Genomic DNA, 12,159 nt, shown 5'->3' on the forward strand with positions numbered 1-12,159 from the left:
CTAAGCTTGCCCCGCGGTAGTCAGGCAATAGATCAGCGGTTTCAACAAATTCCCCTCCAATGGCGCAATGAGCCGCCCCCCGCAGTGCTCAACGAATTCCTGCATACGGATAGCTTTCCTGCCCTGAAGGTATTCAATAGCTTCAGGTAATGCCAAGCCCCTAAAGCCTGCAAGCAACGCCGGTAGCTCGATGGCAATGTCGTTCTCTAGATCGATTTGCGAGAGATAGATGCCAAGAGGGGCAACAGCAGCACTGACAGCCTGCCAATTGCCGTCGGCCAAGCAGGCCGCGTGGTCATACGGCACAGGACGGTGGTCTTGAGTAGGCATCCCCGCTAGCGACAGAGCACGGTTGATACCCGCCACATGGCGATGCGGCACTGGTGCATCCCGAGGACCAAGCGAGATGTTGGAGATGTCATTGTCGGTTCTCATGGCCCATGGGATTTCCAAAGCGTCCAACACGTGTTTGTAAACCTGAAAAGCAACTCCATCTACAGACAGAAGCGATACGTTGCTGTGATCGAGATCAATGTTATGTGCGCGTGCCAGGGCAGCATAAAAAAGCATCTCAGACGGACCCTCGACCAGCATCACTGACGAAGCAAAAAATGCTTCTGCAGGGAGTATGCTGATTCGATAGCCAAGGCCTGCCCACGCATCATCAATGCAGGCAGAACATCCTTGACTGGCGGCGCGGGACGCGCCGTTGTCTCTTAGCAGCCTGACGACGGAGTCGGGTCGATAGCTTGCAGCGATCTGCGGAGAGTGCGACGTAACAATGGTCTGGCCAGGGAGCGCACTGATGAGATAGCTGGCCAGCTTGCGTTGCTGATGAGGGTGCAGATGCGCTTCAGGCTCTTCGACGCAATAGATCACCACCTCACTGTTTTGATCGTGCTCAAGCACGCTTTTAGCTTTCCACAAAGCGAGCAGAATCTGGTTATTACGACCGTCACCACCGAGCATCACTCGCGACCCGTTGGTGCTTGCTCCCAACTCCAGCTGCTCGATAAATTGTTCGATGCCAATAGCACCTGTATCAAGCGAGACGTTGTATCCAGCATGATGATGGGAGAGCGCCTTCAATTCATCATTAAGGTCTTTAGTTGCTTCTGCTACGTAGTGCAGGCTTCGGACCCCATCGTTCACAGACTTCAGCAACTCATTAAGCGCCTGCAACTGTTGAGCATCGTCCTCTGTCTCTGGTTCGCTGCGGGCGGCCTGCGCGAGACGCAACAAATGCCGTTTCTCCGAGCGGATGTATCGCACAAGGTCACGCTGGGAATGGATGTATTTCAGATGCAGGTACTTTAGATAGAAACGGCTAGGAAGAACCTCCAGCGCATTAGCATCATGTCCAGCCGCGATTTCATAGCGGTAATCCGTGCTGTGCCCGCGAAACTCAAGGAAAAAATGTCCGTCGGCACTGACGTGCCCCTTGAGCTGAGAGAGCACCGCATCTTGAGTCACCTCGGAGAAGGCAATTCGAATGGAAAACGAGTCAGCCTGGGTTCCGTCCTGAGCGCAATGGAAATCGTGTGTCGTCGGTTCGATGTCCGCGTCCGACAAGCTCTTATCCAGCAGGAGCCGCAACGCATGGATCATGTTTGTTTTACCGACGTCGTTGCTCCCAATCACTAGGCTGTTTTTGGCCAGATTGATGTGAGCGTCAGCAAAGTTTCGGTACTGCTTCAGTTCGACGTAGTCAATTTTCATAAGACGCGGGGAGTGGCCTGATATCGTTATTGTGAGACCCTCAACCATGGAGTCTTGCTACTTGGAAAACCATGATTTGGGAAAAATGGATCCAGATCATGCTAGTCCGCGGAGCACAAAAGAGCGAGCGGGGAGTCTCCAGGGGCGGTGTGCCATTTTGATATGGCCAGCGCGCTGGCCAAGTGTGTTTTGCCGGTTCCAGGCCCGCCAATGAACACCACGTTTTGGGCCGTCTCTGTAAACTCCAGGCTCGATAGCTCCCTAACCAGACGGGCATCAGCGCTGGAAGCGCCGGAAGCGCTGAAGTCAAAGCCAGCCATGTCACGATGCATGGGAAGTTTGGCCATGTTCATCTGATGATTCACGGAGCGCACGGCGCGATCTGCATGTTCTTGCTGGAGTAGATGCTCCAGCAACCATTTTGAGGATGCTGTCGACGCTTCTCCTTGGGCCGCCAGTTCCTCCCAAGCGTGCGCCATAACGTGCAGACGAAGCTCTTTAAGTTCTGCCATCAAGTCACGCATTTCGGCTCTCCTCATCTTTCGCACGCAGTTGGTCATACCTGGCCGTGTTGGCCGCCGGCGCGACCTTGAGCTGAAGACTCGTTTCTACAGAAGGCGGCGGTGCAGTGGACGTCAGTCGAGCCAGGACATTCAGGATGTGATCAGCACTTAAGCTGCCAGACTCAAGCACCAGCTCCACGGCCACCAGAACGGAGTTCAGACCGGTGATGGGCACCGCAGCCAAGACTTGTGTCATGACGCGATCACCGTTCACGTGACGCCGTAGGCCACGTTTGAGAAGGCGTAGTGGTTTTGGCAAATCGGCAAACGGGGCGCCATTGCGAAGTGCGCCAGGCTTGCGCTCGATCAGTGGGATGTAGTGCTGCCAGTCGTAACTGACCTGGTCTCGATCAAAGAGCCGTTCGTGGCTGGCAATAGTGGTCTCATCAGCAACGACCACAACCCGCGAGGGATATAAACGGCTGCTGACCCACTGACCGACGCGCTCGCAAGGCACCGAGTAACGATTGCGCGCCACGCTGATCAGGCAGGTACTGGAGACCCGCACAGTACGTTCGACGTAGCCGTCGAAAGCGCTGGGCATCGGCATCATTTCCACCCGCTCCAGCTCCAGGACATCTGACACCGTAAGCCCCTTGTATTGCGGGTGCGGCAGCTCACTCCATAGAGTTCGGCAGCGTTGGCCGAGCCAGATATTCAGGTCATCGAAGGTATGAAACAGGCAGTCTACAGCATCGAGCCAGAAACGCCGCCGACTGTCTTGGACGTTCTTCTCGACGATCCCTTTTTCTCAGCCCGAAGCCACGTTGCAGAAGTCTGGGTCGAACAGATAATGCGCGCACATCACCGAAAAGCGGGCATTGACCGTCCGGTCTTTACCCTTGCTGACCTTGTCGACAGCCGTTTTCATGTTGTCGTAAATGCCGCGACGAGGCACTCCGCCCAGTGCCCCAAACGAGCGAGTATGGGCATCAAACAGCATCTCGTGACCTTGGCAGGGATAGGCAACCAGCCAAAATGCACGGCTGGCACAGAGCTTCATGTGGGAGACCTGGATCCGCCTGAACAGCCCGCCGATCAGCAGACCTTCTTCACTCCAGTCGAACTGGAAAGCCTCGCCCAACGCGAACGTCAACGGCACAAAGGCTCGCAAGGATTTTCCTTGCTCGCCGCGCCACGCGCGGATAAAGGCGGTCAGCTGGCTGTAACCACCGTCGTAGCCCTCGGCTTTGATCTGCTCGAAGAGAGCCTTTGCGGTTCTGCGGTTGTGTTTTGCCCGAAGCAAATCGGCTTTGAGTGCCTGTTCCAGCGTTTCGTGGAAAGGACTGAGCTTGTTGAAAGCGGCTTGCCGCTGGTACACCGGCTGTTTGGTTTCGGGGACTCTGATCCACTTTCGGATGGTGTTTCTGGACAGCCCGGTACGCTTCGCTATCTGATGAAGCGACAGCTTGTTGCGGAAATACATCCGCCGAATTTTTCCCATCATTTCCATGCTGATCACCTAGTGTTCTCCTGCTCGGAAAGTGAGCAGAAGCAGTTGAACACCTGCGTCAGTTTTCAGTCGGCAGAACAGCCTTTAATGGGTCAGTTTTCGGTCAGCGGCAACAGCCCACGTCGCTGCCAAGCTTAAGAGTATACTCAACCTCTTCTTCACCCAGGCGCAGATGATGCTCGGCGCGCTTGCTCAGGCGGTAGTGGCTCAGTTGCAGTTCGCCCACATCCACGTCGTCTTGTTCCAGGCAATCCACGCGCAGCATTTGCGGGCGATACCTGACTAAAAAGTGATCAAAGGAACGCAACGAAAAAGTTAGGTTTTGATGCCTACATCGGACCCAAAATCAGCAAAATCTAACTAAAATACCTTCCCCAACACAGAATTGGCAGAAAAGAAATACCGGATCGGCTGGAAAGCCAGTAATCGTGAGGGCTCAACTGCAGAGCGCAAAACGTGACTAAAAACTAATAGGGTAGATAGCTCTATTGAGCCATGGAATGAAAACCTAGCGTCTGTGATGAAGACCGATTTGGGCAACGAGCTTAAAGCTCCGGTCGAAAAAAGCTTTATTTGTCCTTGAGACTTGCCGCCTGACCGTTCCGCGCCTTGAATCAGACAAGGCATAAACAGATTGGGGCAGTGCAGGCAATTATAAAGCCGGGTCGATAGTGCAAAAAGTGGGGTCACTCATGCAGGAGTCTGCGGGTAACGCGCGTTGCGCAAAGCTACCGGAATGCAGGCCGCAGGGCAAACAATCCGCCCCCAAAAGGCTGGCACTCTGCCATAACTAAGGGCATGCTAGCCGCCCCTCGGGCAACCGACCTGTTTGCTATAAAGCACCACCGCGTCAGTCCAGCAATCAGGAACAACGATTTGCCCACTACAGCACCTTCGCCGTCACCCAATGTCGCTCCGGAAAGTACGACCAGGCCTCTGCGTGGGTCAGTGAAAGGTGCGCTGGCAGCGCTGGTGCTGGTAATGCTGGCGCTGTTGCTGTGGCAGTTGATCGAGCAGTTCCATCAGACTCAGGAGCGTCAGCGTCAACGCAGTCTGGACTACAGCGTCCAGCTCTCCGACCGATTGAGCCTGAACATGGCGCTCAAGGCGCAGATCGCCATGAACCTGCTGGACGAGGCCCAGGCTTCCGGGGAACTGCCGGGGCAGTCGGCAACGCTGGCGCACCTGCGTACAGCCCTGCCCGCGCTGCGCAGCTTCGCCCGTCTGAACATGAGCGGAGCCGTCGTCAGTGACAGCGCCGAAGCGTCCCGGGACGGAGAATTTCTCAAACAGGCGATGAAACAGGCGCTCGGTCGACCCTACTTCTATACCAGCACTGACGACAGCACACAGGTTTACGCGCTGATTCGCCAGGGTAGCGACGCCAACGGCTACTACTGGGTATTGCGCATGGCCCCGGAAGCCCTGAAGGATCTGGCAAGCCAGCCAGGTCAGAACTTTCAGTACGCCTGGCGCCTGGAGCAGCGCAAGACCCAAAGGGTGATTCTGCGCGAGCCCCTGCCCTCCAACGAGGCAGACAGCGGCCTGTCCGAAACTGTTCTGCTGCAACCGCTCAGCAACAGTGACTGGCAACTGCGGGGCATGTTCGATGCCTACAAGGCCCGCAACGATCTGCTGACGCCATTGATAGGTAAATGCCTGATCGGCCTGCTGCTGTCGATTCTGCCGCTGATCGCACTGATCAGCCTGCGCAGGCGTCAGCGCCAGATGATGCAAAGCCGCCGCCGTTACCGAGACATCTTCGAAGGCGCAGGTGTCGCGATCTGTGTGATGGACATGTCCGGCCTTCAGGAGCAACTCGAGGCGCTTCAGGTCAGCACAGGCGAAGACTTGGAGGTTCTGCTCAAAAGTCAGCCTGCGTCGCTGAAACGGCTGTTACAGCAGTTGCGCATCAATGAAGTCAATGAAGTGGCTCTGGGCCTGCTGGAAATAGAGAGCAGCGAACAGGCATGGCAGCAATTGATCGAAGGCGAACCGCGTTTCCGCCGCGGCATCGGCGTCCAGGTGATTCATGCTGTACTCGCCAGACAATCGCGGCTGGAGCTGGAAATCTGCCTGCCCCGCGCCAGCGGCGAGGATCAGCATCTCTGGCTGGTCATGCGCCTGCCCGAAGCTCGCAGTGACTTCGATGCAGTAATTCTCAGTATCGGCGACATCACCAGCCGCAAACAGGTAGAGCTGTCGCTGCAGGATCGCGAAAGCTTCTGGTCCGATGTGGTCCGGACCGTGCCGGATCACCTGTACGTTCAGGACGTACTCAGCCAGCGCATGATCTACAGCAACCATCATTTTGGCCACACGCTGGGGTACAGCGCGCCGGAACTGCGCGCCATGGGCGAGTTTTTCTGGGAGGTCCTGTTACATCCGGAGGACGCCAAAAGCTATCAGGACATGCGACTGCGTCAACGCCATCATGGGCATAACGAGCTGCTGCAAAGCGTACTGCGCTTTCGCGATAGCCAGAACAACTGGCGTAGTTTCGATGTGCGCGAGCAGGCATTGGCCTGGGATTCAGAGCATCGGGTCACGCGCATCATCGGCATTGCCAAGGACATCACCGAGCAGGTGGCATCCAGCCAGTCGCTGCGTGACAGCGAACAGCGTTATCGCATGCTCGCCGAAAGCATCAGCGACGTGATCTTTTCCACAGATGGCCTGCTGGACATCAACTACGTGAGCCCTTCCGTAGAACGTGCGCTGGGCTACAGCGCCGACTGGATTGTCCAGAATGGCTGGTCGGCAGTACTGGCCAACCGTCAGCAACTGGCTGGCTTCGACGCTCTGATGAGCAGGATCGGCAAGGTACTCAAAAAACCTCGGGAACTGGCCAGGCTGCGTGATGAAGTGCCCACCCGGATGTTTGTGTTCGACTGCCTGCGCGCCGACGGTCGCAAAATCCCGGTGGAGCTGCGCGTCGTGCTGGTATGGGATGAGCACGGTCACTTCGAGGGTATCTTCGGCGTCGGCAGGGACATCAGCCAACAGCGCCGCGCCGAGAAAGACCTGCGCATGGCCGCCACGGTATTCGAACATTCGACATCGGCAATCCTCATCACCGACCCGGCGGGCTATATCGTCCAGGCCAACGAAGCCTTCACCCGCGTCAGCGGCTATGAGGTGGCTCAGGTACTCGATCAGTTGCCCGGCATGCTCACTGTAGAGACCGAGCAGGAAGCGCAAATGCGCCATATCCTCAAGCAGTTGGACGGTCGCGGCACCTGGGAGGGTGAGATCCGGCTGAGAAGACGTAACGGTGAACATTATCCGGCCTGGGTCGGTATAACGGCCGTTGTCGATGATGAAGGCGACCTGGCGAGTTACGTGTGTTTTTTCAGTGATATCAGCGAACGCAAGGCCAGTGAGGACCGTATCCATCGCCTGGCCTATTACGATGCACTGACCCATCTGCCCAATCGCACGCTCTTTCAGGACCGGCTGCATTCGGCGCTGCAGCAGGCCGAACGCCAGCAGGCGTGGGTGGTGCTGATGTTCCTCGACCTTGACCGTTTCAAGCCGATCAATGATTCCCTGGGCCACGCCGCAGGCGACCGGATGCTTCAGGAAATGGCCACCCGTCTGCTTGCCTGTGTAGACATTGATGACACCGTCGCACGCATGGGCGGCGATGAGTTCACGTTGCTGCTGCAACCGGCAATCACTCGCGAAGCTGCGCTGAACCGCGCCATTCATGTTGCAGAGCGGATCCTGACCAGCCTGGTGACTCCGTTTGTGCTTGAAGGCCGGGAGTTTTTCGTGACCGCGAGTATCGGCATCGCGCTCAGCCCACAGGACGGCAATGAGCTGAGCCAACTGATGAAGAACGCCGACACGGCGATGTACCACGCCAAAGAGTGCGGCAAGAACAACTTCCAGTTCTATCAGGCGGACATGAACGCGACGGCGCTTGAACGCCTGGAACTGGAAAGCGATCTGCGTCACGCGCTGGAACAACAGGAATTCACCCTTTATTACCAGCCGCAGTTCAGTGGCGATGGCAAACGTCTGACCGGCGCAGAAGCTTTGCTGCGCTGGCGTCATCCACGCCGCGGGCTGGTCCCGCCGAACGACTTCATCCCGGTGCTCGAAGAGCTGGGGCTGGTCGTCGAAGTCGGCGACTGGGTGCTCGCTGAGGCCTGTCGGCAGCTCAAGCACTGGCATCAGGCCCGGGTGCGAGTCCCCAAAGTGTCAGTCAACATCTCGGCGCGACAGTTTTCGGACGGCCAGCTCGGCAAGCGTATTGCCGGCATTCTGGAGCAGACGGGGCTGTCACCCGCCTGCCTGGAGCTGGAGTTGACCGAGAGCATCCTGATGCGCGAAGTCGAGGAAGCGATGCACATCCTTGATGGCCTGAAAAACCTCGGGTTGAGCATCGCTGTGGACGATTTCGGCACAGGCTATTCATCACTGAATTACCTCAAGCAGTTCCCGATCGACGTTCTGAAGATCGACCGCACCTTCGTGGACGGCCTGCCGTCAGGCGAGCAGGACGCCCAGATCGCCCGCGCCATTATTGCAATGGCCCACAGCCTCAACCTCTCGGTCATCGCCGAGGGCGTGGAAACCCACGAGCAACTGGAATTCCTGCGCCAGCACGGCTGCGACGAAGTTCAGGGCTACCTCTTCGGCCGCCCGATGCCTCCCGGCCAGTTCGAAGCGCAATTTAGCAATGACGCGTTGTTCATGCTCGATTAGCAGGCTGTCTTGCCAGGCGCCCGTTCGAATAATCCCGCCACCATCGTACATTTGAACGATAGCCGAAACCCTGAATATGGGTAGACTTGAGCCACTGCCTCGCACAGCGTTCACGTGCGATTGCTCTACCCATAACAATGAACACAAGGGGGTAGCATGGTCGACGAGATAACATCCCTGAACAGTGTTTCCTGTCAGGTCATAGACGCCTTGAACACGGTGATTCTTGAACTACAGACCGGGGTTCGCAGCGCATCGATCTCCACGTTTCACCATCAGGCGCTTGCGCAGGTAAACACCCTGGTGTCATTCGACAAGGCCTGGTGGGGCCGATCTGCCTGGCGTGACAACTGGCCTGTCGAGCACAGTTCTTTTTTGCTGGGCCTGTCTCCCGATTACCCGGCCGAGTGGGAGAAACTCAAGACCGAAGATGCCAGCCTCGGCAAAATGCACATGAACCGGGGCATCTGTGAGGTCATTCACTGTGTTGCACCAGACGCACCTGCAGCGCTTGCCGGACTCGGCCGCCGTTACGATCTATCGTTCGCACTGGGCATTGTGCTGACAGACCCTCACACACAACTGGGCGTCCATTTGACGCTGTTCCGCTCGGAAGGCGGTGAACCCTTTTCGCCCTTGGAAAAACGCTTGGTCGAGTGGCTGATGCCGCATCTGATAGCCGCCGAACAGGCAAGTTATCTCAGAACACTCGTCACCCTGCGGGAAACTCAAGGGGCCTGCGACGAGACGGCGATGGCCGTAAGCGATCGTTACGGCGTGCTGCTTTCGATGGAGCCTGCGTTTTCTTCGATGCTGAACCCGGAATGGCCTGACAGGCCGTCCAATCGTCTGCCAGGACAGGTCTGCCCTGAAAAAGGCTACCTGAGCCAGAACCTTCAGATCACCGCCCAACCCATAGACGACCTTGTACTGCTGACTGCTCGCCGACGCAGCACCCTGGAACTGTTGAGCCAGCGAGAACTTCAGGTCGCCCAAGGCTTTGCGGTCGGACAAACCTACAAGGAAGTCGCCCGCACGATCGGTGTTTCTCCCTGCACCGTCCGCCATCACCTGAGAAAGATATACAACAAGCTGGGTGTCACCCGTAAAGCGCAGATCACTCAGTTGCTGCATTTGACTGACGGCTGACGTCAGGCACTTAACCCCCGTCGAAATGTTCAATAACGGCCACCCTGCCAGGGAGGCACGTGTTCGCCCATAAAAATAACAAGGCGCATTCCAATGTCATTAAAAAAGCGGATCCTTACAGCGTCAGGACTTGTCATTCTGATCTTTGCACTGGCGCCCGGAACCTACGCTACCGAGAACGCAGCCCCCACCACAGCGGCGGGGGTGTTCGACTTCGGGTCAGGGTTCATGCCACCGTCGACACCCAATGGCACCGTCGGAATGCGCGTCAGCAACTACCGGGCGAACGTCATCACCGACAGCAAAGGCAATAACAGCGGTAACGATTTCCATATCAACGTTCTGGCAATCGGCCTGGCTTACTTGCGCATGACCGGGCAAACGTTTCTGGGCGCCCGCTACGGCTTCGCTGCAGTGCCCGTGTTTTTCAAGATGGATGCAGACCTGGGCGTGAATGCCGGAGGTCAACGCGTCTTCAGCGACAGCGCATCGGTCTTTCGTCCCGCAGACCTGCAAGTGGTGCCGATTATTCTGGAATGGACGCCTGGCCCGGGCCTCGGTATCAATACCCAACTGATGATTCAGGCCCCTACCGGAGACTATGACAAAAACCGTCTGGTCAGCCCCGGAACCAACCACTGGACGCTCTCCCCCTTGCTGAATGCGACCTACATTTCACCCGGCGGATTTGAGGTTTCTTCCAGTTTTCAGATCGATATCAACGCGCGAAACCCCGACACCGACTACCGCAGCGGCGTCGAATATCGCCACGAGTTCGCGGTAGGTCAACACGTTGGCGACTGGACCCTGGGCATCGGCGGTTACTACTACAGACAACTCTCGGATGACGACGCGCCAGGACTGACTCGGGGCAACCGCGCCCGCGTAATCGCCGCAGGTCCCGCCGTGAGTTACTTCAAACCCGGTAGCGGTCTGCCTCCTGTGTGGCTGCACGCCTACAAGGAGTTCGATGCCCGCAATCGGGCCGAGGGCTACACCGTCGCGCTGCGCACCGGCATCAGTTTTTAAGTGGCGTACTCATCACGACCACCTGCTTTAAATCCTGGAGGCAATCAATGAAAGACCTGCACGAATTATTCAATACCCTGGATGGACGTGGCCTGGCAGCGCTGGTACGCAAAGGCGAAGTGAGCCCGAGTGAACTGCTGGAAACCGCAATAGCGCGGGTCGAACAGGTAGAGCCCAGCCTGAATGCGGTCTGCGAAAAGCTCTATGATCAGGCGCGCGGTCAGGCGACCGAAAATAGCGTTCGACAGGGCGTTATGGCAGGGGTCCCTACCCTCGTGAAAGACATGTTCACCCCTATGGCAGGTGCGCGGATGACCTGTGGCTCACGCGCATTGGGCGAGTTCCGCTCGGACATCGACTGCGAAATCGTCAGCCGGCTGCGTCGCGCAGGATGCCAACTGATCGGGACCACCACTGCACCTGAGTTCGGCGTCTCTTACAGCACCGAATCGCAACGTTTCGGGGCGACCCGTAACCCGTGGAATCTGGATTACAGCGCGGGCGGCTCCAGCGGTGGTGCCGCAGCGCTGGTGGCAGCACGCGCCATCCCCTTCGCGCACGGCAACGACGGTGGCGGCTCCCTTCGCGTGCCGGCCTCCTGCTGCGGCGTATTCGGCTTCAAACCATCGCGAGGCCTTTTGCCTTCAGGCCCTATGGTCGGTGAAGGCTGGGCAGGACTGGGAACGGCGCATGCAATTACCCTGTCGGTAGGCGACAGCGCCGCCCTGCTCGATGCCACCGCAGGAATTGATTCAGGTGCTCCCTATGCGGCGCCCATGCCGCCAACCTCCTTCTCGCGGGCAGTAGAACGCGAACCCAAACGGCTGAAAATCGCCTTGGTCTCGACCCTTTCGCCTTGGCATGCAGAACCGGAGGCTCTGGCTGCACTGCAGCACACCGCGGCCTTGCTGGAGTCGCTCGGCCATTACGTTGTGCCGACGACACTGCCGGTCAGGCTGCCTGAATTCCTCGATGCGACGTTCGACATCATCGGCTCCCACACCCAGGGCTACCTTGAGCTGCTCGGAAAAATGCGCGGTTTCCCGGTTGCCATGGACGAACTGGAGCCCCGCACCCGCGTCATTCTGCGCGAGCGTGGCCAACTGCCTGCGACACGCTACATTTCGGCAGTCGAATCAATGCATGCACTGGGCCGGGCCATGGCCGGTTTCTTCGAGGAATACGATATCGTCCTCACCCCGACGCTCAACCGCGCACCACCCCGACTCGGAGAACTGGCGTTCGACGACGACAGCCGTTCGCTGCAGGACTTCATTGCCCTTTCACACAGCTATTCGCCTTACACGGCGCTGTTCAATGCGACAGGGCAACCGGCCATGTCCGTGCCTCTTTACTGGACAGCCGATTCGCTACCTCTGGGTTCTCACTTCGCAGCCCGGTTTGGCGACGAACTGACCTTGTTGAGCCTTGCAGCTCAACTGGAACGCGCCCAACCGTGGGCAGCACGCAGGCCTCCTTGCAGTGCAAAAGGGGATTGATAAGGAGGGATTATTGCCGGAGGCCAGGCGGGAC

Annotated in this window: 6 protein-coding genes and 2 pseudogenes; 4 read left to right on the forward strand and 4 right to left on the reverse strand. The window is 57.7% G+C overall.

Translation table 11 applies throughout. The features are described from left to right. From I9H09_RS20365 to I9H09_RS20380, 4 genes and pseudogenes are all read right to left on the reverse strand, one after another. Complete coding sequence (locus I9H09_RS20365; protein WP_122347045.1) at nt 1-1,719, reverse strand: ATP-dependent nuclease; 1,719 nt, start codon at nt 1,717-1,719, stop codon at nt 1-3. A gap of 158 nt (nt 1,720-1,877) precedes the next feature. Further along, nucleotides 1,878-2,243 (reverse strand): annotated as a pseudogene (locus tag I9H09_RS20370) (ATP-binding protein); the annotation flags it as partial. After that, nucleotides 2,236-3,735: pseudogene (istA, locus tag I9H09_RS20375) on the reverse strand (IS21 family transposase). The pseudogenes istA and I9H09_RS20370, both read right to left, overlap by 8 nt. A gap of 103 nt (nt 3,736-3,838) precedes the next feature. After that, entirely contained in the window at nt 3,839-4,000 is a 162-nt protein-coding gene (locus I9H09_RS20380) for a hypothetical protein (protein WP_183142440.1), read from the reverse strand. Nucleotides 4,001-4,611: 611 nt separating this feature from the next. Here I9H09_RS20380 and I9H09_RS20385 point away from each other — a divergent pair. The 4 genes from I9H09_RS20385 (at nt 4,612) to I9H09_RS20400 (ending at nt 12,125) form a co-directional block, all read left to right on the forward strand. Then, the gene (locus I9H09_RS20385) at nt 4,612-8,448 is read left to right on the forward strand and encodes a sensor domain-containing protein (RefSeq protein ID WP_413469780.1); all 3,837 of its coding nucleotides are present in this window, start codon (nt 4,612-4,614) and stop codon (nt 8,446-8,448) included. 156 nt (nt 8,449-8,604) lie between these two features. Continuing rightward, nucleotides 8,605-9,597: a response regulator transcription factor gene (locus I9H09_RS20390; RefSeq protein WP_122347039.1), complete on the forward strand. Its 993-nt coding sequence runs from the start codon at nt 8,605-8,607 to the stop codon at nt 9,595-9,597. Nucleotides 9,598-9,690: 93 nt separating this feature from the next. Next, nucleotides 9,691-10,626: a SphA family protein gene (locus I9H09_RS20395; RefSeq protein WP_042932739.1), complete on the forward strand. Its 936-nt coding sequence runs from the start codon at nt 9,691-9,693 to the stop codon at nt 10,624-10,626. Between the two features lie 47 nt (nt 10,627-10,673). Next, nucleotides 10,674-12,125, forward strand: a complete 1,452-nt coding sequence (locus tag I9H09_RS20400; protein ID WP_122325001.1) for an amidase — start codon at nt 10,674-10,676, stop codon at nt 12,123-12,125. Nucleotides 12,126-12,159 lie beyond the last annotated feature (34 nt).

Source organism: Pseudomonas tremae (assembly GCF_023278125.1).
Lineage (GTDB): Bacteria > Pseudomonadota > Gammaproteobacteria > Pseudomonadales > Pseudomonadaceae > Aquipseudomonas > Aquipseudomonas tremae.